We start from the raw sequence: 25263 nt of genomic DNA on the forward strand, positions 1-25263 counted from the left end.
GGCCGAGCCGAGGGCCGCGCCTCCGGGCGGGCCGGACGCGCCCCACCACTAGACTGGAGGGGTGTTCAAGCGAGACAAGACCCCCGAGACCGCGCCCGCCCCCTCGACTCACGGCTCCTCGGCCGCTCCCGCCGAGGGCGCCGCCGTGGCCGAGGCCGGGCCGCGCGACCGCTCGCAGGGCAAGAAGGGCCCGACTCCGCGGCGCCGCGACCAGGAGGCCGCGCGCCGTCGCACTCTGGTCCCCGAGGATCGCAAGGCGGCCCGCAAGGCCGAGCGTCAGGCGATGGCCCAGGAGCGGATGCGCCAGCGCGCCGCGCTGGAGACCGGGGACGAGCGCGGCCTCCCGGCGCGCGACAAGGGACCGCAGAAGCGCTGGGTCCGTGACTACGTGGACGCACGCACCGGCATCGGCGAGTGGCTCATGCCCGTCGTCTTCGCCTACGTCCTGCTCATGTTCATCCCCGGCCGCGAGGCGCAGCTGATCCTGATGATCAGCCTGTACGTCCTCGTGGCCCTCGTGCTCATCGAGAGCTTCCTGGTCAGCCGGCACATCAAGAAGGGCCTCACGGAGCGCTTCGGCACGCCGGAGTCCGGGACCGGCTTCTACGGCATCATGCGGGCCCTGCAGTTCCGCCGCCTGCGTCTGCCCAAGCCCCAGGTCAAGCGGGGCGAGTACCCCGCCTGACACGACACCGCGCCACGGCCCGGACCCCGGTGGGTCCGGGCCGTCGCGTCCCCGGCGAGCAGACCGTCAGCCCCGCAGGGACCGGGCCAGCCCGGCGGTGATCCGGCCGGCCCAGAACGGGCCCTCGTAGAGGAACGCGGTGTAGCCCTGGACGAGGTCCGCGCCCGCGTCGAGCCGGGCCTGGACGTCGTCGGCGTCCGTCACCCCGCCCACGCTGACGACGGCGGTGCCCGTCGGCAGCGCCGTCCGCAGGACCTCCAGCACCCGCATCGACCGCTCCTGCAGCGGGGCGCCGGACAGGCCGCCCGCGCCCAGGGCGTCCACGTCGGCACGCGGGGTGCGCAGACCCTCCCGGGAGACGGTCGTGTTGGTCGCGATGACGCCGTCGAGCCCGAGGCGCTCGGCGAGCGCCCCGACGGCGCGCACGTCGTCGTCCGCCAGGTCCGGGGCGATCTTCACGGTCAGCGGCACGCGACGGTCCGGGACCGCACGGTCGGCCTCCTCGCGCACCGCCGTGAGGATCGGCTCCAGCGCGTCGATCTCCTGCAGCTGGCGCAGCCCCGGCGTGTTCGGCGAGGACACGTTGACCGTCAGGTAGTCGGCGTGGGGCGCGAGCAGGCGGGTCGAGGCCCGGTAGTCGTCCGCCGCGTCCTCGAGGGGGACCACCTTGGTCTTGCCGATGTTCACGCCCAGGACCGGCCGGGCCGGGCCGAAGCGGCGCTCCAGTGTCTGCCGGGTCCGCGCCAGGCGGGGGGCGACGGCCGCCGCGCCGTCGTTGTTGAAGCCCATGCGGTTGACCAGCGCCCGGTCGTCCACGAGACGGAACAGTCGCGGCTGCGGGTTGCCGGGCTGCGGCTGCGCCGTGATCGTGCCGACCTCGATGTGGCCGAACCCGAGGTCGGCCAGAGCGGCGGTCCCCCGGCCGTCCTTGTCGAACCCCGCGGCCAGGCCGAAGGGCGTCGGGAACCGCAGGCCCATGACCGTGCGCGCGAGCATCGGGTCCGGGCGGAAGGCGGCGCGCAGGGCGGCGGACGCCCCGGTGCGCTCGACCAGCCGGATCGCGTCGAAGCCCCGATGGTGCGCCTGCTCCGCGTCCATGCCGCCGAACACGGCACGGAAGAAGGGCGGGTACAGGCGAGGCGCACGGGAGGTCAGGAGGCCGTCGACGGCGGACTTGGGATCAGGCAGCTGCATGCCCCCATCCTCGCACGGGCCTCCCGCCCGTCCGGGGTCCTCCTAGAGTGGTCGGATGGCCCGTGACCCGCTCCAGCCGCCGCCCCCGGACCCCTCCGCCCCGCACGGCGCACCCGCCGGCGGACCGACGGAGGAGGACACCCGCCCGTTCCTCGACGATCCGCCGGGCCTGGGCTGGGTCCCGGACGGGCTGCCGGGCTTCGAACGATGCACGCTCGGCCTCGACACCGATGAACAAGGACAGAACCTTGTCACAGTGGTGCGTCCGCGCACCGACGCCGCCCGTGACCCGGCCCGGCGACCCATCCTCTCGGTGCACGGCTGGAGTGACTACTTCTACAACGCCCCGCTCGCCCGCGCGTTCGAGGCCGCCGGCTACGCCTTCCACGCCGTCGACCTCCGCCACTACGGCCGCTCGCTGCGCACGGGACAGACGCCCGGCTGGACGGACGACCTGGCCCGCTACGACGCGGACCTCGAGGCCGCGTTCGAGACCATCGCCCAGGACCACCCGCTGCCGCCCATCCTCATGGGACACTCCACCGGCGGGCTGATCGCCGCGCTGTGGGCGGACCGGAATCCCGGCCGCCTCGCCGCGCTCGTGCTCAACAGCCCGTGGCTGGAGATGCAGGGCAGCGCGGGGGTGCGCCTGCTGGCGAAGTCCATCGTGGGGCCCGTCTCCGCCATGAAGCCCTACGCCATGCTCACGCTGCCGCGCATCGACCACTACTGGCGCACCCTCTCGGACCAGGCCGAGGGCGAATGGGACCTGCACCCGCTCTGGCGTCCCCCGCACGCGTTCGAGGTGCCGGCCGCCTGGCTGAGCGCGGTCCTCTCGGGGCACCGGGCCGTGGCCGGGCGGCTCGACGTCACCGTGCCGATCCTCGTGCTCGTCTCCGCGCGCGGGCATCGGGGCACGTCCTACGCCGAGGCGATGCTGACCTCGGACATCGTCCTGGACCCCGACGCCATGGCCCGCCGCTCCCTGCGGCTCGGCGACCGGGTGACCGTCCACCGGCTCCCCGACGCGCTGCACGACGTGTTCGCCTCCCCCGCGTCGGTGCGCGAGGCGGCCGGTGCCGCGACGCTCACGTGGCTGGGGGCCTACGCGCCGCCGTCGGCGTCCGAGGCCGAGTCCGGCGCGCCGGACGACGGCGCCGGCTGAGGGGTGTCCACGGCGCCGCCGTAGCGGCGGTCCCGTCGGGCGTAGGTCTCGACGGCGGCCCACAGGGTCCGCCGGTCGACGTCCGGCCACAGCACGTCCAGGAACAGCAGCTCCGCGTAGGCGGACTGCCACAGCAGGTAGTTGGACAGGCGCTGCTCCCCCGAGGTCCGCAGGAACAGGTCCACGTCCGGGACGACGTCGACGTCCTGACCCGTGCGGAAGCCGCGGTCGAGGTAGCGGGTGATGACGTCCTCGCTGATCTCCCCCGGCCGCATCCGGCCGGCCCGGACCTCCTCGGCGATGGCCTGGACGCCGTCCAGGATCTCGGCGCGGCTGCCGTAGTTCACGCACATGTGCAGGGTGGTGCCGGTGTTGTGGCGCGTGAGCTCCTCGGCCTCCTGCAGCTCCCGGATCACGGGGGTCCAGAGGCGCGGGGCCCGCCCGTTCCACCGGATCCGCACGTTCCACGAGTGCAGGGTGTCCCGCTGCCGGCGCAGCACGTCCCGGGAGAAGCCCATGAGGAAGCGGACCTCCTCCGCCGAGCGCCGCCAGTTCTCCGTGGAGAACGCATACGCGGACACGTGGCCGATCCCCAGCTCCACCGCCCCGGCGACGACGTCCAGCAGCGCCGCCTCGCCGGCCCGATGGCCCTCGGTGCGCGGCAGGCCGCGCTGGTTGGCCCACCGTCCGTTGCCGTCCATCACGATCGCCACGTGCCGGGGCACGAAACGCGGGTCGATCCGCGGGGCGACCGCGCCCGAGGGGTGCGGCGGCGGGGACTGCGGGGCTCGGTCGGCGCTCATGGTCTCCTCTCGACGCGCGGGGCGGGGAGGCCGAGGTCCTGGTCCAGGACGGACAGGGACACCAGGCGCCGCTCGGCGTGGAACTGCAGGTACGCCGCCACGATACCGGCCGCCTCGCGGCGGGCGGGGGCCCCGGAGGCGTCCGCGGTGGCCCAGTCCCCCGCCGCGAGGGCCGAGAGCAGATCGAAGGTCTCCGGGGCCGGGTGAGCGGCACCGGGTGGCCTGCACTCGGGGCAGACGGCCCCGCCGAGGCCCACGTGCAGCGCCGTGTGCGGGCCGGGGGCGCCGCAGCGGGCGCACCGGTCGAAGGTCGGGGCCCAGCCGGCCTGGGCGAGCGCGCGCAGCAGGAACGAGTGCAGGATCAGGCGCGGGTCGTGCGCGCCGCGGGCCAGCGCGGCCAGCGCGCCGTGGAACAGGCGGTACTGGGCGCGCCGGCCGTCGTCGTCGACCGAGGGGACCCGCTCGACGGCCTCGGCGAGGGCGCCGGCGACGGTGTAGGCGTCGTAGTCAGCGGCCAGCATCGTTGCGTACGGGTGCAGCAGCTGCGCCTGGCTCACGGTGTGCAGCTCCCCCCGGCCGCGTGCGAGCTGGAGCGTGGAGTGCATGAACGGCTCCACCACCGAGCCCAGCCGGGAGGAGGTCTTGCGCACCCCCTTGGCCACGGCCCGGACCAGGCCGTGCTCGGGGGTGAGCGCCTCGACGATGCGATCGGCCTCCCCCAGACGGTGGGTGCGCAGCACGATGGCCTCGGTGCGGAACGAGTTCGCCGCGTAGCCGCCGTGCCGCGCACCCCGCCGGGAGGAGCCGGAGCCGCTCACGCGCGCAGGGCGCGGTTCACCGCGGACACCACGGCCTTCAGCGAGGCGGTCGTGGTGTTGTGGTCCAGGCCGACGCCCCAGAGGACACGGTCGCCCACGGCCGCCTCCACGTAGGCGGCGGCCATGGCCGCGCCGCCCTCGGACAGTGCGTGCTCGGAGTAGTCGAGCACGCGGACGTCCACGCCCTCCTCGCCGAGGATGCGCAGGAACGCGTCGATCGGGCCGTTGCCCTGCGCCGCGCGGGTCTGCGTGACGCCGTCGACCTCGAGCTCGGCCTCCATCCGGAACGCGCCGTCCTCGCCGGAGGCCGAGGAGACCGAGCGGAGCCGGTAGCGGCCCCACTGCGCCTCCGCCGCGTCGGCGGGCAGGTACTCGTCCTGGAACACGCGCCACAGGTCGGCGCCGGAGACCTCGCCGCCCTGGGCGTCGGCCAGATCCTGGATGACGTGGGAGAACTCGATCTGCGCGCGGCGCGGCAGGTCCAGGTTGTGCTCGGACTTGAGCAGGTAGGCGACGCCGCCCTTGCCGGACTGCGAGTTCACGCGGATGACGGCTTCGTACGAGCGGCCGATGTCCTTCGGGTCGATGGGCAGGTACGGCACGGCCCACGGGATGCCGTCCACGTCCGTGCCGGCCGCCTTCGCGTCGACCTCCATGGCCTCGAAGCCCTTCTTGATGGCGTCCTGGTGGGAGCCGGAGAAGGCCGTGAAGACGAGGTCGCCGCCCCACGGCGAGCGCTCGGGCACGGCCAGCTGGTTGCAGTACTCGACCGTGCGCTTGATGTGGTCCATGTCGGAGAAGTCGATCATGGGGTCGACGCCCTGCGAGTACAGGTTCATGCCCAGCGTCACCAGGTCGACGTTGCCGGTGCGCTCGCCGTTGCCGAACAGGCATCCCTCGATGCGGTCCGCCCCGGCCAGGCAGCCCAGCTCGGCGGCGGCCACGCCCGTGCCGCGGTCGTTGTGCGGGTGCAGGGAGAGGATGAGCGAGTCGCGGTGCTCCAGGTTGCGGTGCATCCACTCGATCGAGTCGGCGTACACGTTCGGGGTGGACATCTCCACCGTCGCCGGCAGGTTCAGGATCATCTTGCGGTCGGTGGAGGCCTCCAGGACCGTGGCCACCTCGTCCGAGATGCGCCGGGCGAACTCGAGCTCGGTGCCCGTGTAGGACTCGGGCGAGTACTCGTAGGTGATCTGCGTGCCCTTGAGCTGCTCCTCGAACTTCTTCACCAGGCGCGCGCCGGAGGTCGCGATGTCCACGATCCCGTCCTCGTCCTGCCGGAACACCACGCGGCGCTGCAGCACCGACGTCGAATTGTACAGGTGCACGATGGCCCGGTCGGCGCCCTCGAGCGCCTCGAAGGTGCGCTCGATCAGGTGCTCACGGGACTGCGTGAGGACTTGGATGGTGACGTCGTCCGGGATGTGGTCGCCCTCGATGAGCTGGCGGACGAAGTCGTAGTCGGTCTGCGAGGCGGACGGGAAGCCGACCTCGATCTCCTTGAAGCCCATGCCGACGAGCAGCTGGAACATGCGCAGCTTGCGCTCGGGGCCCATGGGGTCGATCAGGGCCTGGTTGCCGTCGCGCAGGTCCACGGCGCACCACAGCGGCGCCTTCTCGATGACCTTGTCCGGCCAGGTGCGGTCCGGCAGGGCGACCTCGATCTGGTCCTGGAACGGGACGTACTTGTGGAACTTCATCCCCGACGACTTCTGCAGGTGGGCGCTCATGCGTGTTCTCCCTCGACGTGCGCGCGGCGGCCGCGCGAAAGGTGGATGGTCGGTGACCGGACCGGGAGGTCAGGGACTCCGCACGGGGTGTCCGGTCCGGTGGGAGGCGTCCTGCCTCCGCGTGCGCTCAGGCGGCGTGGATCACGGCCTGGCACGGGGACCCCGTGCGGCCGGGAAGTAGCAGGCGGGCCGTGGCCGGCGCTGTCGTCGCGAGGCGGAGGGACATGCCCCCGACCCTAGCACCGAGGTGGGCCGGGCCACAGGAGGCCGCCCCCGTGTGACGCACGACGACGGCGGCCCGGTCCGGCGCATGCGCGACCGGGCCGGGGCCCCGGGCTCAGAAGCCGAGTCGGCCGAGCTGCTTGGGGTCGCGCTGCCACTCCTTGGCGACCTTGACCCGCAGGTCCAGGTGCACCTTGGTGCCGAGCATGCGCTCGATGCCCGCCCGCGCCTGCGCGCCGATCTCACGCAGCCGGGAGCCGCCCTTGCCGATGATGATGCCCTTCTGGCTGTCCCGCTCGACGAAGACGTTCGCCCACACGTCCATCAGGGGCCGATCCGCGGGGCGGTCCTCGCGCAGGGACATCTCCTCGACCACCACGGCCACCGAGTGCGGCAGCTCGTCGCGCACGCCCTCCAGGGCCGCCTCCCGGATGAGCTCGGCGACCATGACCGCCTCAGGCTCGTCCGTGAGCTCGCCGTCGGGGTACAGGGGCGGCCCGGCCGGCAGCAGGCCCGCGAAGACGCCCAGGACGTCGTCGACCTGGCGGCCGGCCACCGCCGAGACCGGCACGACGGCCGCGAAGCCCTCCCCGCCGTTCTCCGGCCCGAGGACCTCGTCGCCCAGCGCGGTCACGGCCACGAGCTGCGCCATGAGCTGCTCCGGGCCCACCTTGTCCGTCTTCGTCACCACGGCGACCACCGGGGTGCGGTGCAGGTAGGAGAGCTGCTGGGCGATGAACCGGTCGCCGGGACCGATCGCCTCGTCGGCCGGCAGGCACATGCCCACGGCGTCGACCTCGTTGAGCGTCTCCGCCACGAGGTCGTTGAGGCGCTCGCCGAGCAGGGTGCGGGGCCGGTGCAGGCCCGGGGTGTCCACGAGCACGAGCTGGAAGTCCTCGCGGTGGACGATTCCGCGGATGGTGTGGCGCGTGGTCTGGGGCTTGGAGGAGGTGATCGCCACCTTCTCCCCCACCAGCGCGTTGGTGAGCGTGGACTTGCCGGCGTTCGGCCGGCCCACGAGCGAGACGAAGCCGGAACGGAAGCCGTCCGCGGCGCGGGCCGGATCGACGAGATCGGTCATGGGGTCATCCTTGTCAGGCAGGGAGTGGGGTGGGGCGGCCGGCTCAGGCCACGGGGTCGGCGGGTGCGGCGCCGTGGGCCCGCTCCTCGCGCCGGCGCAGCCGCACCGGACGGTCGGGGGTCTCGGAGACGCGCAGGCGCGCGACCCGGTTGCGGCGGGGCTCGAGGGTGTCCGCGACGAGCTCGATGCCCTGGACCACGACGCGCGAGCCCTGGATCGGGACGCGGCCGAGCTCCTTGGCGAGGAGGCCGCCGACCGTGTCGACGTCGTCGTCCTCGTCCTCCTCCGGCAGCTCGAACTCCTCCCGGAAGTCGTGGATGCCCATGCGCGCGTCGACGGAGTAGACGCCGGGCGCGACGAACTCCACCTCGGGGCGGTCCGGGTGGTCGTCCTCGTCGTAGATCTCCCCGACGATCTCCTCGATGAGGTCCTCGAGGGTCACGAGCCCCGCCGTGCCGCCGTACTCGTCCACCACCACGGCCACGTGGGTGGACTCGCGCTGCAGCTCCTGCAGGAGGGTGGCCACGGACTTCGACTCGGGGACGAAGCGGACGTCGCGCATGACCTCGGTGACGGGGGTGTCGGTCGCAGCGCCGTCGTGGTGCAGGGCGCGGGTGACATCCTTGAGGTGCAGCATGCCCCGGATGTCGTCGGCGTCCTCGCCGATCACCGGGATGCGGGAGTTGCCGGAGCGCAGGAACAGGGCCATGGCCTGGCCGAGCGTGTGGTCGGCGTCGATCGTGACGACGTCGGTGCGCGGCACCATGACGGAGCGGACGATGGTGTCGTTCATGGAGAACACCGACTGGATCAGCTCCGCCTCGGAGTCCGCGAGCACGTCCGCGTCGTGGGCGCGGGCGACGAACTCACGCAGGTGGCGCTCCTGGAAGTCGTCCTCCTCCTCCGGCTCGACCTCGCGACGGCGCCGGTCCCGGTCCAGGCGGGCGGCGAGCGGGCCCAGGGCCCGGCGGAGCACCCACACGAGCCCGCCGAGGCGGCGGGCGACGGCGGCCTCGTTGCGGGAGCCGATCGGCCGCGGGCTCCAGACGCCCAGCAGGGCGGCCACGCCCACGAGCACGACCGCGGCGATCGCCACGGCGAGCCACGTGTCGTCCACCACCGCGTCGGCGGCCGCGGTCAGGCAGACGGCCGACAGGGCCTCGGCCACGAAGCGCCAGACCCGCAGGGCCCCGAGGTGGCTCTCCCGCTCGCGGGCGATCTCCAGGACCTTGGAGCCGGGCTGCTCGCGGACGATGTCCTCCGCGTCCCGCCGGGAGAGGTAGGAGAACGCGGACTCGGCCAGGGACAGCGTCCAGGTCAGACCGAGGAAGACCAGGAAGAGGGCGAAGAGGACGGCGGGCGTCAGCATGGGCGGTGCCGTCAATCCTCGACGGTGGGGGCCGGGGCGGGCCGGCCGAGGACCTCGGAGACGAGCCGATCCTGGAGCGTGAACATCTCCTCGCGCTCGGCGTCCTCGAGATGGTCGTACCCGAGCAGGTGGAGCATGCCGTGGGTGAGCAGCAGGAGCAGCTCGTCGTCACGGGAGTGCCCGCCGCGCGCCGCCTGCTCGGCGGCGACCTCGGGGCAGAGCACGACGTCGCCCAGCACGCCCTCGGCCGGCGCCTCGGGCGAGCCGGGGGTCAGCTCGTCCATGGGCAGGCTCATCACGTCGGTGGGCCCGGGCAGGTCCATCCACTCCTCGTGCAGCTCGGCCATGCGTACGGCGTCCACGACGGTCACGGCCGTCTCGGCGCGCTCGTGGACGTGCAGGCGCGCGTACACGTGCCGGGCCATGCGCAGCAGCGCGTCCTCGGGGACCTCGATCCCCGACTCGTTCAGGATCTCAACGGCCACGACGGGCCCCTCCTCGCTTCTGGGACCGCTCCGCGGGGCCGCGGGCGGCGTCGTAGGCGTCCACGATGGCGCTCACCAGCGAGTGCCGGACCACGTCCGAGGAGTCGAAGCGGACCATCTCCAGGCCCTCGATCCCCTCGAGCACCTCGACGGCCTGGGCCAGGCCGGACTGGGTGCCGCGCGGCAGGTCCACCTGCGAGGTGTCGCCCGTGACGACCATGCGGGCACCGAAGCCGAGGCGGGTCAGGAACATCTTCATCTGCTCGCCGGTGGTGTTCTGGGCCTCGTCGAGGATCACGAACGCGTCGTTCAGGGTGCGGCCGCGCATGTACGCCAGCGGGGCGACCTCGATGGTCCCGGCCTCCATCAGCCGCGGGATCGACTCGGGCTCGATCATGTCGTGCAGCGCGTCGTACAGAGGGCGCAGGTACGGGTCGATCTTCTCGGAGAGCCCGCCGGGCAGGAAGCCGAGCCGCTCGCCGGCCTCGACGGCCGGGCGGGTGAGGATGATGCGGTTGACCTCCTTGGCCTGCAGCGCCTGCACGGCCTTGGCCATGGCCAGGTAGGTCTTGCCGGTGCCGGCCGGGCCGATGCCGAAGACGACGGTGGAGCGGTCGATCGCCTCCACGTAGTCCTGCTGGTGCAGGGTCTTCGCGCGGATGCGGCGGCCCCGGCCCGAGAGGATCGAGTCCAGGTGCAGCTGACCCGCGCCGCGCCCGGTGGCGGCGTCGCGGACGTGGTGGACGACCTGGCCCATCACCTCGGGGGTGACGGCCTGGTCGCGGCGGGCGATCGAGCGCAGGTCCTCGACGACGCGCCGCACCGAGGCCACGTCGGCCACCGGCCCGGCCAGGTCCAGCCGCTGGTCGCGGACCGTGACGTCCACGGTGGGGAACACGCCGCCGAGGATCCGCAGCAGGGCGTCCTGCGGTCCGAGCGTGCGGACCATGAGGTCGGCGGTCTCGAACGCGACCCCCTCGTGCGCGGTGGCGGGCGGGGTCGGGGTCGTGGGGGGCACGGTCACGATGGGGCGGATCACCTCGGGGTCGTGGGGGCGGGACGTCCCGTCCAGTCTAGGCGTCGGCGCGTCGTCCTGCCGGGGCTCACCAGCGGCCGAGCCGGTGCTGGAGCACGGCGAGGGCGGCGGGGCCGGCCGTGGAGGCGCGCAGCACGTGCGGGCCGAGCCGCACCGGCACGGCCCCCGCGGCCACGCAGGCCTCGAGCTCGGCCGGGCCGATCCCGCCCTCGGGGCCCACGACGACGGCGATCTCGGCGGCCGCGGAGAGTCGCTCCACGGGCACCGCGGACACCCCGTGCTCCGCGTCCTCGTGCAGCACGAGGACGAGCCGGCCGCCGTCGTCGTCCCGGACCAGCCCGGCGACCGCCGTCCCGGAGACGTGGTCTCGGACCGCGGGCACCCGGGCGCGACGCGCCTGCTTGGCGGCCGCGCGGGCCGTGTCCGCCCACTTCTGGCGGGCCTTGGCGGCCTTGGGGCCCTTCCAGCGGACGATCGAGCGCTCCGCCTCCCAGGGCACCACGGCGTCCACGCCGAGCTCGACGGCGGCCTGGACCGCCATGAGGTCCCGGTCGCCCTTGGCGAGGGCCTGGACGAGCACGAGCGCCGGGGTGGGCGCCGGCTCCTCCGCCACCGCGTCCAGCCGCACGGACACCGCGTCCGGGGCGGCCGCGAGCACGGTGCCGTGGCCGAGCGTGCCCGACCCGTCGGCCAGGAGCACGGCCTCCCCGGGGGCCAGGCGCATGGCCGCGGCGGCGTGCCGGGCCTCGGGGCCGCCGAAGACGACCTCCGCGCCGGCGCTCGCACCGGCCAGGGTGCCCGGTTCGAGGTGGAACAGGGGGGCGGTCACAGGTTCCTCAGGTTCTCCCGCAGCCGGGCGAACATGCCCTTGGCCTGGGGTGCGCCGTGCACGACCTCCTCGCCGCGCACCTCGGCCAGGCGCTCCAGGAGCTGGCGCTGCTCGTCGTCCAGGTCGGTGGGCGTGGTGACCACCACGTCCACCTTGAGGTCGCCACGGCCCTGCCCGCGCAGGCGGCCGACGCCCAGGCCGTGGAGGACCTCGACGTGGCCGGACTGCACGCCCGGGTCCAGGCTGACGGACTGCTTGCCGTCCAGGGTGTCCAGCGTGACGGTGGTGCCCAGGGCCGCGGCGGCCATGGGGACGGTCACGGTGGTGGCCAGGTGGTCGCCCTCGCGGCGGAAGGTCTCGTCCGGGCGGACCGCGATCTCCACGTAGAGGTCCCCGTTCGGGCCGCCGCCCGGGCCGGCCTCACCGCGGCCGGCGAGGTGGATGCGGGTGCCGTCGTCCACGCCCGCGGGGATGCGCAGGGTCAGCGGCGTCCGGGTGCGGACGCGGCCCTGCCCGTCGCACTCGTGGCAGGGCGTCGGGATGACGGTGCCGAACCCCTGGCAGGCGGGGCAGGCCTCGGTGGCCATGACGGTGCCCAGCAGCGACCGCACGGGGCGCTGGATCATGCCGTGGCCGTGGCAGGTCTGGCAGGTCTCCGGCTGGGTGCCGGGCTCGCAGCACGAGCCCTCGCACCGATCGCAGCGCACGGCCGTGTCCAGCTCGATCGTCTGCTCGCCGCCGAAGACGGCGTCGCGCAGGTCGATCCGCGCGGTCACCAGGGCGTCCTGACCGCGGCGGGCGCGGCTGGCGGGGCCGCCGCGGCCGCCCTGGCCGGCGGCGTTCATGAAGGTCTCGAAGATGTCGGCGAAGCCCCCGAAGCCGCCCGCCCCGCCGAAGCCGCCCGGGAAGCCGGCCTGGCCGTTCTCATTGCCCGTCGTGTCGTAGGCCCGACGCCGTCCCTCGTCCGAGAGCACCTCGTAGGCGTGGGAGATGCGCTTGAACTGCTCGGCCGCCTCCGGGTCGGGGTTGACGTCCGGGTGGTGGGTGCGCGCGAGCTTGCGGTAGGCGCGGCGGATCTCCTCGGTGCTGGCGTCACGGCTGACGCCGAGCGTCTCGTAGTGGTCGGTCACGGTGGGGATTCCTCTCGGGGAGAGCGGGACGTGGGGCGATGCGGGACGGGGCCCGCCAGGACGCGCGGAGGCGCGTCAGGTGGTCAGGATGCGGGAGAGATAGCGGGCGATCGCCCGGACGGCGGCCATGGTGCCCGGGTAGTCCATCCGGGTCGGACCGATGACGCCGACCTTCGCCACGGCGCCGGGGCCGTAGGCGGCCGCGACCACCGAGGTGTCCGCGAGCGATCCGGCGTTCTCGGACCCGATCCGCACGGACACCCCGTGGGCGTCCTGCTCCATCTCCGTGAGCAGGCGCAGCAGCACCACCTGCTCCTCGAGCGCCTCCAGGATCGGCCCGATGGACGCGCCGAAGTCCCCCGGGGAGCGGGCCAGGTTGGCGGTGCCGGCCAGCACGATGCGGTCCTGCCGGCCGGCCTCGAGCAGGTCGTGGACGGCCGCGGCCACGAGGGCGGCGGACTGCCGGTGCTCCGGGCGGACCCGGGTGACGACGTCGTCCACCACGGTGGCCGCCTGCACCGGACCGAGCCCCAGCAGGGCGTCCAGCAGGAGGCCGCGGAGCACGGACAGCTCCGCCTCCTCGACCGGACGGTCCAGCACGGCGTGCCGCTGGTCCACCCGTCCCGTGGACAGGATGAGGACCACGAGCACGCGCGTGGGTGTGAGGGAGACCAGTTCGAGGTGGCGGATCGTGGAGCCGTCCTCGTGGGGGAACTGCGCGACGGCGACCTGCTGGGTCAGCTGGGCCAGGAGGCGCACCGTGGACTCCATCATGTGCTCGGTGTCCGTCTCCGGGTCCAGCAGGGTCCGCACGGCCCGGCGCTCGGCCGGGGACAGCGGCTTCACCTCGGAGAGGCGGTCGACGAACACGCGGTAGCCCTTGTCCGTGGGGACGCGCCCGGCGGAGGTGTGCGGGGCCACGATGAGGCCCTCCTCCTCGAGCGCAGCCATGTCGTTGCGCACGGTCGCGGAGGACACGCCCAGGGCGTGCCGTTCCACGAGCGCCTTGGAGCCCACGGGCTCGCGCAGCGCCACGTAGTCCTCCACGATCGCCTGGAGCACCTGCAGGCGGCGGGGCTGCTCCAACATCTCGGTCCTCCTCTGGTCCGTCGGGATCCGGGGCGACCCCGGAGGTGCCCCTGGCTGGCACTCCGGCGGGTCAAGTGCCAATGCTACCGTCCGACCCGGGGGACGACCCGACCGGCCCGCACGGCTTCGCTCACGGTGATCGCCCGCCCCCGTTGCTACCGTGCTCTCCCATGGACTGGAGCAGCTGGGGCCCCGCGGGCCACGACGACCTGACGCGCCGCCCCGCCCGGACCGTCCCCGATGTGCCCGCCACCCCCGGCACGGTGGTCGAGGACGTGGCCTCCGGGTTCACCGGGGCCGTGATCGGCATCGAGCGCTCCGGCGGCGTGCACGTGGTGGTCCTGGAGGACCGCCGCGGCGTGCGCCGCGGCTTCCCCCTCGGCGGCGGCTTCTGGATCGACGGCGAGCCCGTGACCCTGGTCCCCCCGACCGCCGCGGCCCCGGCGGCGCCGGCCCGCACCGCCTCCGGCTCGCGACGGGTCGAGGGGGCGCGGGCCCGCACCGCCCGCGCCTCTCGCATCTGGGTGGAGGGCGTGCACGACGCCGAGCTGGTGGAGAAGGTGTGGGGCGAGGACCTGCGCCTCGAGGGCATCGTCGTGGAGCCCCTGCACGGCGTGGATGACCTCGCCGGGGCGATCCGTGCGTTCGCCCCCGGTCCGCGGCGCCGGCTCGGGATCCTCGTGGACCATCTCGTCACCGGGTCCAAGGAGGAGCGCCTCGCGGCCGAGGCCATGCGGGTGCCGGGGGCCGCGGGCAACGTGCTCATCCTCGGTCACCCCTACGTGGACGTCTGGCAGGTCATCAAGCCCTCCGTCCTCGGCATCCCCGCGTGGCCCGTCGTGCCGAAGGGGCAGGACTGGAAGACGGGGATCCTGCGGGGACTGGGCTGGCCGCACGGGAGCAAGGAGGCCACGGGGCTGGGGTGGAAGCGGCTGCTCTCCCACGTCACCACGTACGCGGACCTCGAGCCGTCCCTGCTGGGCCGCGTGGAGGAGCTCATCGACTTCCTCACCGCCGCACCCGAGCACTGATCTCGGCGCGGCCCCCGCCCGCCCGCGCTATGCTGGCCCATGCCCTGCGCCCGGTCCCCGGCGCGCGGGTCCCGCGATCCAGGAGGAGCCCCTCGTGAACACCCGCGCGCAGCCCGACGCCGGCCGCACCGGCCACGGCCCGCCCGCCTGGCTCGTCTCGGCCGGCGGCCGCGGCGCCCCGCTCACGGCGAAGCAGGACCGTGACCGCGCGGCGCTGGCCCACCTCAGTCTGGCGTTCGGCGTGCTCGGCCCGCTGGTCGTGTGGCTGCTCTACCGCGACCGCGGCCCGTTCACCTCGCAGGAGTCGCGCGAGGCCCTGAACTTCTCCGGGCCGCCCACGCTCATCACGCTCCTGTTCTTCTTCCTGTCCCTGCTGCCGGTGGTCGGCCCGATCTTCGCGATCCTCGGCGCGCTCACGTGGGCCGCCATGGCGGCCTACGGCGTGATGGGCGCCTCGCACGTGTCCAAGGGCCGTCCGTTCCGGTACCCGTTCAACCTGCGCATCCTGCGCTGACCCGGGGCCGGCCGGTCAGAAGCCGGCCAGCGCCCGGACGATCGCGTCGTTGAGCAGCCGCCCCTCGAGCGTGGGGACGATGCGCCCGTCGACGGCGGCGCGCCCGTCCAGCAGGCCCGCGGCGATGAGTTCGGCGATCGCCCCACGGATCCGCGCGGCCTCCCCCGGCGTCTCCGAGACGAGCTCCGCGGTCGGGAGCCCGCCCACCGTGCGCACCGCGAGCATGATGCGCTCGAGGCGCCGCGCGTCGGCGTCGGGCCGCTCGCGGCCGACGGCGGGGGTGACCCCCGTGGCCAGCCGCTGCGCGTAGGCGGCGGGGTGTTTGGCGTTCCAGAACCGGACCCCGGCGAGGTGCGAGTGCGCACCCGGGCCGATCCCCCACCAGTCCTGGTCCTCCCAGTACGCCACGTTGTGCCGCGCACGGTGGACGCCGGAGCCCTGCGGGTCGCGCGCCCAGTTGGACACCTCGTACCAGCGGTAGCCGGCGGCGCCGAGCAGCTCCTCGGCGAGCAGGTACTTGTCCGCCTGGTCGTCGGGGTCCACGTCCGCCACCTCGCCGCGGGCCACCTGGGCCCCGAGCTTGGTGCCCTCCTCCACGATCAGCGAGTACGCGCTCACGTGGTCCGGGGCCAGGGCGACGGCGGCCTCGAGCGTGGCCCGCCAGTCGGCGGGGGACTCCCCCGCGGTCCCGTAGATCAGGTCCAGGGACACCTCCAGGCCGGCCTCGCGGGCCGCGGCGACGGCGGCGGGGACGGACTCGGGCCGATGGGTGCGCTCGAGCGTGGCGAGCACGTGCGGCATCGCGGACTGCATGCCCAGGGAGAGACGGGTGAAGCCGCCGGCCGCGAGCTGGCGGGCGTACTCCGGGGTGATCGTGTCCGGGTTGGCCTCGGTGGTCACCTCCGCGCCGGGCGCGATCCCGAACCGGTCCACCGCCGCCTGGAGGATGCGCACGAGGTCCGCGGCCGGCAGGAGCGTGGGCGTGCCGCCGCCGAAGAACACCGTGTGCAGCGGGCGGGCGGGCACGTCCGAGGACGCGAGCACGTCCGCGGCGAAGTCCAGCTCCGCGACCGCCGACTCCCAGTAGTCGCCGCGACCCGCGCCGGGGCCGAGGTCGACGGCCGTGTACGTGTTGAAGTCGCAGTAGCCGCAGCGCACCGTGCAGAACGGCACGTGGACGTACAGGCTGAAGGTGCGCGCCGCGCCGTCGCGGGCGGCCGCGCGCACCCGCTGCCCGACGTCGGCCGGCAGCCGGCCGTCGTCGGGGACGGGCTCGCCGAGGGGCAGGGCGGGCACTTACTTCCTCGCGGCCTGGTCGGCGACGGCGCCGTCCGAGGACAGGGCGGCGATGAAGGCCTCCTGCGGGACCTCGACCCGGCCGACCATCTTCATGCGCTTCTTGCCCTCCTTCTGCTTCTCGAGCAGCTTGCGCTTGCGGGAGATGTCGCCGCCGTAGCACTTGGAGAGCACGTCCTTGCGGATCGCGCGGATGTTCTCGCGGGCGATGATGCGCGAGCCGATGGCGGCCTGGATCGGCACCTCGTACTGCTGGCGCGGGATCAGCTCCTTGAGCTTGCCCGTCATCATCACGCCGTACGCGTAGGCGTTGTCCCTGTGGGTGATGGAGGAGAACGCGTCCACCTGTTCGCCCTGGAGCAGGATGTCCACCTTGACGAGGTCGGCGACCTGGTCGCCGTCGGCCTTCCAGTCCAGCGAGGCGTACCCCTTGGTGCGGGACTTGAGCTGGTCGAAGAAGTCGAACACGATCTCGGCCAGGGGGATCCAGTAGCGGATCTCCACGCGTTCCTCGGAGAGGTAGTCCATGCCCTTGAGGTTGCCGCGCTTGGCCTGGCACAGCTCCATGACGGCGCCGATGAACTCCGCCGGCACGATGATCGTGGCCGAGGCCATGGGCTCGCGCACCTCGAGGATCTTGCCCTCGGGGAACTCGGAGGGGTTGGTCACGGTGACGACCTCACGGTCCTCCCGGGTGACCTCGTAGACCACGTTGGGCGCGGTGGAGATGAGGTCGAGGTCGAACTCGCGCTCGAGACGCTCGCGCACGATCTCCAGATGCAGCAGACCGAGGAAGCCGACGCGGAAGCCGAAGCCCAGCGCGACCGAGGTCTCCGGCTCGTAGACGAGCGCGGCGTCGTTGAGCTTGAGCTTGTCCAGGGCGTCACGCAGCACGGGATAGTCCGAGCCGTCGATGGGATACAGGCCCGAGAACACCATGGGCTTGGGGTCCTCGTAGCCACCCAGGGACTGCTCCGCCGGGTGGGCGTGGTTGGTGACCGTGTCGCCCACCTTGGACTGACGCACGTCCTTCACGCCGGTGATGAGGTAGCCCACCTCGCCCGCGGCCAGGCCCTTGGTGGGCACGGGCTCCGGGGAGGAGACGCCGATCTCGAGGAGCTCGTAGGTGGTGCCCGTGGACATCATGCGGACCTTCTCCCGCGGGGAGAGCCGGCCGTCCACGACGCGCACGTACGTGACGACGCCCCGGTAGGTGTCGTACACGGAGTCGAAGATCATCGCGCGGGCCGGGGCGTCCGCGTCGCCCTCCGGGCCGGGGACGGCGCGGACCACGCGGTCCAGCAGCTCCTCCACGCCGACGCCCGTCTTGCCGGAGACGCGCAGCACGTCCTCGGGCTCGCAGCCGATCAGGGAGGCCAGCTCGGCCGCGTAGCGGTCCGGATCCGCGGCGGGCAGGTCGATCTTGTTGAGCACGGGGATGATCTCCAGCTCGTGCTCCATGGCGAGGTAGAGGTTCGCCAGGGTCTGGGCCTCGATGCCCTGGGCGGCGTCCACCAGCAGGATCGCGCCCTCACACGCGGCCAGCGAGCGGGAGACCTCATAGGTGAAGTCCACGTGCCCGGGGGTGTCGATCATGTTCAGGGCGTAGTCCACCCCGTCCACGGACCAGGGCATGCGCACGGCCTGGGACTTGATGGTGATGCCGCGCTCACGCTCGATGTCCATGCGGTCCAGGTACTGGGCCTTCATGTCGCGGGGCTGCACGACGCCGGTGGCCTGCAGCATGCGGTCCGCCAGCGTGGACTTGCCGTGGTCGATGTGGGCGATGATGCAGAAGTTGCGGATCACCGAGGGGTCGGTGGCAGCGGGCACCGGGGGGTTCGACGCCAGGGGCGACACGGGCACTTCCTCTACGGGTGACGGGGACGGGACTCTGACCGCCTAGTCTCTCATGTCCCGCCGCCGACCCGACCCGGACGCCGGGCCCGCGCGTCCACTAGATTCACGCCCATGGCCTTCGACCTGCATCGCGCCCTGTCCCTCGGCCGCCGGACGGCACGCCTGATCGGCACCCTCCGCGACGACGCCCGGCCGCGTCGAGCCGCCTCCGAGGCCGGTCGACGGGCCGGCGACCGGAGCGGCCCGTCACCCTTCCCGGGCCCGCCCGGGCCTCCCGGGCCCGCGTGGGACCCCACGGAGCCCACCGACTCGTGGCCGATGCCCGGGCCCGGGCAGGAGCGCCGGCCCCGGCGACAGGACACCGGCCGCCACGCGTCCCTGCCGGACTTCACCGGGACCGTCCGCGTCGAGTACGCGCCCGTGCCCGGGCCGACGGCCGGGCCGGGCGAGGTCGTGTGGACCTGGGTGCCGTACGAGGAGATGGACGGCCGGGGCAAGGACCGCCCCGTGCTCCTGATCGGCCGGGACGGGGCGCACCTGCTCGGGCTCATGCTGACCAGCCGGGACCGGAACAACGCCCTGGCCCGGGACGAGGACTACGTGGACGTGGGCGCGGGCGCCTGGGACCGGTCCGGCCGCGCCTCGGAGGCGAAGCTGGACCGGGTGGTCCGCGTGGATCCGGCCGCGGTGCGCCGGGAGGGCGGCGTCCTGGACCGGGCGGCCTTCGACCGGGTCACGGCCGCGCTGGCCCGCGCCCGGCGGCGGGGGCGCTGAGTCCGCCGCGCGGATCGCAGGGTCTGGGTGGTAGGATCGTCCGCATTGTGTCCGCCGGCCGACGGGCACCCCCGGAACGGGTCATCATCGGTGTTCCCCACGCCGCTCAGTCCACGGATCCGGGCACCCTCCACGACCCCCTGTTCATGCGGCGCCCGGACCCTCGTCCGCGCCGCCGACGACGAAGGACCCGATTTGGCTAACATCAAGTCCCAGAAGAAGCGCATCCTCACCAACGAGAAGGCGCGCCAGCGCAACGTCGCGGTGAAGTCCGAGCTGAAGACCGCCATCCGCGCCGTGGACAAGGCCGTCGCCGCCGGCGAGCCCGAGGCCGCCGCCGCCGCGCTGCGCACCGCCTCCCGCAAGCTGGACAAGGCCGCCTCGAAGGGCGTCATCCACAAGAACCAGGCCGCGAACCGCAAGTCCGGCATCGCCGCCCGCGTGAAGGCCCTCCTCGGCTGATCCACGCCCCCCGGCTGTGACCGCGGCCCCCGCCCCGAGCGATCGGTGCGGGGGCCGCGTCGTGTCCGGGCTGCCCCCGTCGCGTGCCGTCCGGCGGCGCCGTCAGCGGCTGACGGCGGTGGCCACGCGGATGACCGCGCGCTCGACGGCGAACTCCGGGTTGCGGGAGGCGCCCTTGGCCTCGGCATCGGCCTGGGCGATCCACTCCACGGCCTGCGCGATGCCGGCCGCCGTCCAGTGCCGCGCCGCCTGCTGGATGTAGCGCACCTGGAACGGGGCCACCCCGAGCAGGGACGGCAGCTCGGCGGCGGGCCGGCGGGCGTCGATCATCCGCGCCACCTGCCGCGCCTTGAGCGCGAGTGCCGCGGTGATCATCACCGGGTGGACGCCGGTGGCCATCGCGTGCCGCACGAGGGAGACGGCCCTCGCCGCCTGCCCCTCGAGCGCCGCGTCGGCCACCGCGAAGCTCGTGGCCTCCACGCGGCCGCTGTAGTACGTGTCCACGGTCTCGACGCTGACGACGCCCTCGGTGTCGTCGACGAGCTGGGCGCACGCGGCCGCGAGCTCCGTGAGCGAGGCGCCGGTGGCGCGGATGAGCGCGCGGGCCGCCTCCTCGTCGATGCGTCGACGCCGGTCGCGGAACTCGGCCTGCACGAAGGCCAGCCGCTCCTCGTCCTTCTTCAGCGGCACGCATTCGACCACCGTGCCGGCCTTCGCGACGGCATCCAGCAGCCTCTTGCCGCGGGTGCCGCCGGTGTGACGCAGCACGAGCGTGACGTCGTCCGCGCCGGGGCCCTGCTGGACGAGGCGCAGGGCGTCCTCGAGGAACGCATCGTTCATGGCCTCGAGGCCCTCGACCGTGATGAGGGTGGGCTCGGCGAAGAGGGACGGGCTGGCCGCGGTGGCCAGCTGGCCGGGCTGGTACTCCCCCGCGCGGAGCCGGTGGATCTCCAGCTGACCGTGACGCTCGCGCAGAGCCTGGGTCACGCGGTCCGTCACCCAGCGGGCGGCATGGTCCTCGGGCCCCTTGAGGAGCATGAGCGGGGCGGGCTCGGCCCTCCGCCAGGCCAGCGGGTCGGTGCGGCCGGCTCGGCCGGAACGGGGGCTGCGGGCGGCGGACATGCGTCCCATCCTAAGGTCCGGTGCGGACGCTCGAGGGCGGGCGGACGGTGTGGACCGCGATCTCGGGCGCGCCGTCGGGGTCGGGGCCGTCCGCAGCCGTGAGGGCCAGCGTGCCGTGCAGGTCCGTGCGGGCCACCGGCCCGAGGCGGCCGAGCGCGTCCACCGTGGCCCGGTGGGGGTGTCCGTACGGGTTGTCGGCGCCCACGGAGACCACGTGCAGGCGGGCGCCGGCCGCGCGCGGCACGGCCGTCCCACCGTTGCGGGCGCCGTGGTGGGCGACCTTGAGCACGTCCACGCGCGGCGGTGCGGCGGCATCGGACCGGCGCCCCGCGACCCACGCCGCGGAGGCGTCCTCCTCCATGTCGCCGGTGACCAGCGTCGTGACCGGACCGGCCCCGCTCTCGACGGTGACCAGCACCTGGGCGGAGGCGTCGTTCTCCTCGGGGGCCCGCGCGTCGGCGAGCAGCACGTGCCACCGCACCGGCCCGGCCGTGCCCGTCGCGCCGGTGCGGAGCCGTGCCGCGTCGGCGAGCGGGTCGACGCCGTCCGCCTCGCCTCCGCGCCCTTCCCGGCCCTGCGCCGGTGCGTCCCGGGTCGCGTAGTGCACCGCCCCGCGGGAGGCGCGGTCGACCACGCCGGCCAGTCCCCCGGCGTGGTCGGCGTGCAGGTGGGTGAGCAGCACGGCGTCCACCCGGTCTACGTCGAGGTCGTCGAGGCAGCGACGTGCGAGCCCCGGCTCGGGCCCGACGTCGACGACGACCCCCGCGCGCGGGCCGGACCGGAACACGGCCATGTCCCCCTGGCCGACGTCGCAGAACGCCACCGCCCAGTCCGGCGGGGCCGAGCCCGAGGACCGCGGCACGAGGACCGCCCCGACCGCCCCCGTGGTGGCCGCGGCCAGGGCGGCGGCGAGCACGACCAGGGCGGGGAGGCGCTCGCGGGTCCGCGGCGCGCTGCGGCCGACACGCCGGACAGGGGCGGTCCGGCGTCGTTCGAGCAGGAGCACGGCGGCGAACCCGAGGAGCGTCGCGGCCACCAGCAGGACGCCCAGCCCGGCGCCGAGGGCTCCGGCCGGCCACGGACGCAGCGCCCCGGGCAGGGAGGCGCTGGTGTGGGCGACCCACCCGATCCAGGCCGCGGGCCACTGGATCACGGCCACGAGGGCGGCCGCGATCCCCGGCGCGGGCAGGGCGAGGGCCGCGGCGAGGGTGCCCAGGACGGTCACGGGCGGCACGGCCGGGGCGGCCAGCAGATTGGCCGGCACCGCGTAGGCCGACACCTCACCGGTCATGGCCAGGATGATCGGCTGGCAGGCCAGGTGGGCGGCCACGGTCACCGCGAGCGACGCCGAGAGCCACCGCGCTACGACGTCGGGCAGCATCCGGCCGAGCCCGGCGTGCAGCGCACGGTCGAGGGGCGCGCCGGCCAGGACGATGCCCGCGGTCGCGGCCAGGGAGAGGTGGAAGGCCGGTTCCACGGCGAGGGCCGGCACCGCGACGAGCAGGGCCGTGCCGCCCACCGTCAGGAGTCCGAACGCCTGCCGCGCGCGGCCGAAGAACACCGCGAGCGCTCCGAGGGCGCCCATCACGGCCGCCCGGAGCACGGACGGCTCCGGCCCCACGACGACCACGAACACCCCGAGGACCGCCAGCCCGGCGCTGAGGACCACCGCCCGGTGCACCCGCGCGCTGCGCAGGGTGATCGCGACCGCGCCGAGGATCATGGCCACGTTGGCCCCGGACACGGCAGACAGGTGCGACAGGCCCGAGGCCTTCATGGCGTCGTCGAGGGCGGCCCCCTGGGCGGAGCGGTCGCCCAGCACCAGCCCCGGGATGAGTTCCGGCGCAGCGCCGACCGTGCCCTCCGCAGACTGACGGAACGCGGCGCGCAGCGCCTCCCGCCGCGGGGGGCCCGGGTCACCGCCGGTGGCCCCGCCTGCCGTCTGCGTCCCGCCGGGGCAGGGTCCCGGCTGCGGGGCGGACGCGGCGGCCAGGAACACGGTGGAACCGGACCTCGACGGCCGGGCCACGACGCACACCCGCGATCCCGGCCCGCCGTCGGGGGCCCACGTCCCGCCCTCCGGCGCGACGATCGTCGCGGGCGGTGCGCCCCCGCCCGTGAGTCGGGCCGTCACGGCCGCCTCGGGGGCCCGCGGCGGATGACCGAACGTCTCGACCCGCACGGGCACGCTCCAGCGTGGGCCGAAGGTCGCCTCGCTCCGGGTGGCGGGCCCGTCCAGGGTCAGCTCGAGCCGCAGCGGTGAGCCCGCGTGCACCGCGCCGGTCCAGCCGCTGCCGCTGGCCGCGGCGGCGGGCCCGGCCGAGTGCTGCAGCATCAGGGCCGCGGCCACGCCGGCCAGCGCCGTCGCGGTGGCCACGCCCCGTATCCGACCGGTCGAGCGGGCGGCGCCCAGGATGGCGGCCGCGGCGACGGCCAGCCCCGTGAGGGCCGCCGCCGACCGGGCCGGGGCGTCCCAGCCGACGCCGAGGATCCCCAGGGTGAGGCACCCGAGCAGGGCGGGCACCCACCGGGCCTCGAGCGGGCCGGGCACCTCGCGGTGCCGGGCGCGGCGGTCCACGGGATCGTTGGGCGGGCCCGGGGCCGGGTTCACCACGAGACGAGGTCGCGGAGCCGGTCAAGCGTGGCCGGGCCGATGCCGGGCACCGCGTCCAGGTCCTGCAGGCCGGTGAACGGGCCGACCGTCTCGCGGTGGGCGATGATCTTCTCCGCCGTGGCGGGGCCGACGCCGGGCAGGGTCTGCAGGCCTGCGGCGTCGGCGGTGTTCAGGTCCACGGTGCCGCGGGGCTCGGCACCGCCAGGCTCGCCAGTGGCACCGGCCCCGCCCGTGGTCGGCGTGGGCTGAGCCTGCGCGGCCCCGGCCACCCGGTCCAGGGCGTCCTGCGGCGTGTGGGCGGAGGGGACGAGGACCTGTTGGCCGTCGTCCAGCGGGGCCGCGAGGTTGATGCGCTCCGCCCGGGCGTGCCGGGTCGGGCCCCCGGCCGCGCGCACGGCGTCGGCCACCCGGGAGCCCGGCGCGAGGCTGACCACACCCGGCCGGGCGACCTCGCCCACCACGTGCACCCGCAGCGGGGTGGACCCGGCGGACCCGGACGCCTCCCCCGACGGCCCCGCCTCGGGCGTCCGCGCGTCGGTGCCGGCCGCCGTCGAGGCGGCGGAGGGCGCGCCGGTCTGCGGGATGCCTGCACCGGCCGCGGCCGCCGGGACCGCCGCGGGCGGCGCCGGGGTGGTCAGCCAGGCCACCGCCCACCAGGCCGCGGCGGCGACGAGCAGCACGGTGACGGCCAGCAGGGCCGGCCGCCACCGCAGCACTGGGCCCCGGGGCGGGGTGCGCTCCCACCGGGACGCGGCGTGCGGGCCGGCCGTGTCGACGTCGGGGACGGCCGCGGGGTCCGGGGCGAAGGCGGGCGGATCGTCGCAGAGGCGGTGGCTGGGGCTCATGCGGGCAGTCTGCGTCCCCGCGTCTGAGCCGGGCGCGTCCCGTACCCGGCCTGGGGATGACCACCGCGGTCCGGGGCGGTGTGCAGGAACGGACGCGCCCGTCTCCGCTGCGCTCCTGCACGGGCGGCCTCAGTCCCCCGAGCCCCCCGTGGGCGATTCCAGTGGGCAGATCACCACGCCCAGCGCACCCAGGCCCAGGTGCGCGGCGAGCACGGCGGGCAGCTCGACGACGGGCACGGGTGTGGTGGAGATCGGCTGCAGACGCTCCGCGAGCTGCATGGCCGTCTCGGGGTCGCCGTACTCGTGGACGGCGATCCGCACCGGGTCCTCTCCGGCCCTCTCGACCGCGAGCTCCACGAGCCGGTCGACGGCGCGGGCCGCGGACCGCGGGCGGTCGACCAGGCCGATCGCGCCGTCGTCGACGGCCATGACGGGGCGCACCTGCAGCAGGGTGCCCAGCAGCGAGGCGAGCCCGCTGATCCGCCCGCCCCGGCGCAGCTGCTCGAGGCTGGGCACCGTGAACAGCACGTGGCTGGAGTCCACGGTGGCCTCGAGCCGCTCGCGGATGCGGGCCACGGGCATTCCCACCCCCGCGTCCACGGCGGCGTCCACCACGGCCGTGCCCAGAGCGAAGCCCACGGTGCGCGAGTCCACCACGGTCACCGGGCGCTCGGCGTCCGCGGCGGCCAGGCGCGCGGCCTCCACGGTGCCGGAGAGCTCGCCGGACAGGTGGACGGAGAGGATGCGTGCGTAGCCGGCGCGGGCCAGCTCGGCGTAGGCCGTCCGGAACGCGCCCGGCGAGGGCCGCGAGGTGCGGACCGGAGTGCCGGCGGCCAGGGCCAGCGGCAGCTCCAGCGCGAGCTCGTCCGTGCCCTCCGTGTGGATCTGCTCGCCCACCATGACGGGCAGCGCCACCTGGCGGATCCCCGCGGCCAGACCGTGTCCGAGGACGGCGCCGGGCAGGGCCGCGGCCGAGTCCGTGACGACGGCCGTGCGGTCCCGGCGGGGCGGGCGCAGCCCGTAGCGTGCCCGCCCGGCCAGCTGGGAGCGGCGGGAGCGCAGGCGGACGAGCGCGTCGTCGCGCCACTGCTCGATGCTCGCCACGGCCT

23 protein-coding genes are annotated in these 25263 nt (G+C 74.8%); 6 read left to right on the top strand and 17 right to left on the bottom strand.

The window, feature by feature from the left end; translation table 11 throughout:
• The first annotated feature begins 61 nt into the window (after positions 1-61).
• Complete coding sequence (locus tag AC0VX2_RS05980) at positions 62-685, top strand: DUF3043 domain-containing protein (RefSeq protein WP_036336545.1); 624 nt, start codon at positions 62-64, stop codon at positions 683-685.
• 66 nt (positions 686-751) lie between these two features.
• Here AC0VX2_RS05980 and AC0VX2_RS05985 read toward each other — a convergent pair whose 3' ends face one another.
• Positions 752-1879 carry a quinone-dependent dihydroorotate dehydrogenase gene (locus tag AC0VX2_RS05985; RefSeq protein ID WP_073116432.1) on the bottom strand — a complete coding sequence of 376 codons (1128 nt, stop codon included), beginning with the start codon at positions 1877-1879 and terminating at the stop codon, positions 752-754.
• A gap of 55 nt (positions 1880-1934) precedes the next feature.
• Between AC0VX2_RS05985 and AC0VX2_RS05990 the strand changes: the two genes are divergently transcribed.
• Positions 1935-3044 (top strand): alpha/beta hydrolase, encoded by a 1110-nt coding sequence (locus tag AC0VX2_RS05990; RefSeq protein ID WP_069941923.1) that lies wholly within the window; start codon positions 1935-1937, stop codon positions 3042-3044.
• On the opposite strand, the gene AC0VX2_RS05995 is transcribed toward AC0VX2_RS05990, so the two are convergent.
• From AC0VX2_RS05995 to hrcA, 10 genes are all read right to left on the bottom strand, one after another.
• Positions 2984-3847 (bottom strand): isoprenyl transferase, encoded by an 864-nt coding sequence (locus AC0VX2_RS05995; RefSeq protein WP_036336549.1) that lies wholly within the window; start codon positions 3845-3847, stop codon positions 2984-2986. The genes AC0VX2_RS05990 and AC0VX2_RS05995 overlap by 61 nt on opposite strands.
• The gene (recO, locus tag AC0VX2_RS06000) at positions 3844-4665 is read right to left on the bottom strand and encodes a DNA repair protein RecO (protein ID WP_101966035.1); all 822 of its coding nucleotides are present in this window, start codon (positions 4663-4665) and stop codon (positions 3844-3846) included. Before recO ends, AC0VX2_RS05995 begins: the two co-directional genes overlap by 4 nt.
• Entirely contained in the window at positions 4662-6395 is a 1734-nt protein-coding gene (gene leuA / locus AC0VX2_RS06005; protein ID WP_036336553.1) for a 2-isopropylmalate synthase, read from the bottom strand. Before leuA ends, recO begins: the two co-directional genes overlap by 4 nt.
• A gap of 337 nt (positions 6396-6732) precedes the next feature.
• Positions 6733-7698, bottom strand: coding sequence for a GTPase Era (era, locus tag AC0VX2_RS06010; protein ID WP_002854662.1), 966 nt, complete (start codon positions 7696-7698; stop codon positions 6733-6735).
• 43 nt (positions 7699-7741) lie between these two features.
• Positions 7742-9067, bottom strand: coding sequence for a hemolysin family protein (locus tag AC0VX2_RS06015; RefSeq protein ID WP_357012317.1), 1326 nt, complete (start codon positions 9065-9067; stop codon positions 7742-7744).
• Between the two features lie 11 nt (positions 9068-9078).
• Positions 9079-9552 carry an rRNA maturation RNase YbeY gene (gene ybeY / locus AC0VX2_RS06020; protein ID WP_163721335.1) on the bottom strand — a complete coding sequence of 158 codons (474 nt, stop codon included), beginning with the start codon at positions 9550-9552 and terminating at the stop codon, positions 9079-9081.
• The gene (locus tag AC0VX2_RS06025) at positions 9542-10579 is read right to left on the bottom strand and encodes a PhoH family protein (RefSeq protein WP_230278170.1); all 1038 of its coding nucleotides are present in this window, start codon (positions 10577-10579) and stop codon (positions 9542-9544) included. Before AC0VX2_RS06025 ends, ybeY begins: the two co-directional genes overlap by 11 nt.
• Before the next feature lie 76 nt (positions 10580-10655).
• A complete protein-coding gene (locus tag AC0VX2_RS06030; protein WP_357012321.1) occupies positions 10656-11417 on the bottom strand; it encodes a 16S rRNA (uracil(1498)-N(3))-methyltransferase in 762 nt (253 codons plus the stop codon).
• Complete coding sequence (gene dnaJ / locus AC0VX2_RS06035; protein ID WP_036380884.1) at positions 11414-12547, bottom strand: molecular chaperone DnaJ; 1134 nt, start codon at positions 12545-12547, stop codon at positions 11414-11416. The genes AC0VX2_RS06030 and dnaJ overlap by 4 nt, the downstream gene beginning before the upstream one ends.
• 75 nt (positions 12548-12622) lie before the next feature.
• Complete coding sequence (gene hrcA, locus AC0VX2_RS06040) at positions 12623-13633, bottom strand: heat-inducible transcriptional repressor HrcA (RefSeq protein ID WP_475432820.1); 1011 nt, start codon at positions 13631-13633, stop codon at positions 12623-12625.
• Positions 13634-13806: 173 nt separating this feature from the next.
• Between hrcA and AC0VX2_RS06045 the strand changes: the two genes are divergently transcribed.
• Together AC0VX2_RS06045 and AC0VX2_RS06050 are read left to right on the top strand one after the other, a co-directional pair.
• On the top strand, positions 13807-14667 hold the full coding sequence (locus tag AC0VX2_RS06045) for a DUF3097 family protein (protein WP_010078617.1): 861 nt from the start codon (positions 13807-13809) through the stop codon (positions 14665-14667).
• Positions 14668-14761: 94 nt separating this feature from the next.
• Complete coding sequence (locus AC0VX2_RS06050) at positions 14762-15181, top strand: DUF4870 domain-containing protein (RefSeq protein WP_049146774.1); 420 nt, start codon at positions 14762-14764, stop codon at positions 15179-15181.
• 15 nt (positions 15182-15196) lie between these two features.
• On the opposite strand, the gene hemW is transcribed toward AC0VX2_RS06050, so the two are convergent.
• Together hemW and lepA are read right to left on the bottom strand one after the other, a co-directional pair.
• Complete coding sequence (gene hemW / locus AC0VX2_RS06055; RefSeq protein WP_336638676.1) at positions 15197-16477, bottom strand: radical SAM family heme chaperone HemW; 1281 nt, start codon at positions 16475-16477, stop codon at positions 15197-15199.
• Positions 16478-18337 (bottom strand): translation elongation factor 4, encoded by a 1860-nt coding sequence (gene lepA / locus AC0VX2_RS06060; RefSeq protein WP_129866782.1) that lies wholly within the window; start codon positions 18335-18337, stop codon positions 16478-16480. It abuts the gene before it with no gap.
• A 111-nt stretch (positions 18338-18448) separates the two neighbouring features.
• Between lepA and AC0VX2_RS06065 the strand changes: the two genes are divergently transcribed.
• Both AC0VX2_RS06065 and rpsT read left to right on the top strand, forming a co-directional pair.
• The gene (locus AC0VX2_RS06065) at positions 18449-19111 is read left to right on the top strand and encodes a type II toxin-antitoxin system PemK/MazF family toxin (RefSeq protein ID WP_060973718.1); all 663 of its coding nucleotides are present in this window, start codon (positions 18449-18451) and stop codon (positions 19109-19111) included.
• Positions 19112-19306: 195 nt separating this feature from the next.
• Entirely contained in the window at positions 19307-19573 is a 267-nt protein-coding gene (gene rpsT / locus AC0VX2_RS06070) for a 30S ribosomal protein S20 (protein WP_036336578.1), read from the top strand.
• Between the two features lie 102 nt (positions 19574-19675).
• Here rpsT and holA read toward each other — a convergent pair whose 3' ends face one another.
• The 4 genes from holA to AC0VX2_RS06090 form a co-directional block, all read right to left on the bottom strand.
• Positions 19676-20695 (bottom strand): DNA polymerase III subunit delta, encoded by a 1020-nt coding sequence (gene holA / locus AC0VX2_RS06075; protein WP_036336580.1) that lies wholly within the window; start codon positions 20693-20695, stop codon positions 19676-19678.
• Positions 20696-20705: 10 nt separating this feature from the next.
• Positions 20706-23273, bottom strand: a complete 2568-nt coding sequence (locus AC0VX2_RS06080) for a ComEC/Rec2 family competence protein (RefSeq protein ID WP_036336627.1) — start codon at positions 23271-23273, stop codon at positions 20706-20708.
• A gap of 29 nt (positions 23274-23302) precedes the next feature.
• On the bottom strand, positions 23303-24154 hold the full coding sequence (locus tag AC0VX2_RS06085) for a ComEA family DNA-binding protein (RefSeq protein ID WP_036336582.1): 852 nt from the start codon (positions 24152-24154) through the stop codon (positions 23303-23305).
• A gap of 129 nt (positions 24155-24283) precedes the next feature.
• Positions 24284-25258, bottom strand: coding sequence for a DegV family protein (locus AC0VX2_RS06090; protein WP_036336584.1), 975 nt, complete (start codon positions 25256-25258; stop codon positions 24284-24286).
• Positions 25259-25263: the final 5 nt, after the last annotated feature.

The sequence above is a fragment of the Micrococcus sp. iso_239 genome, from assembly GCF_056173395.1.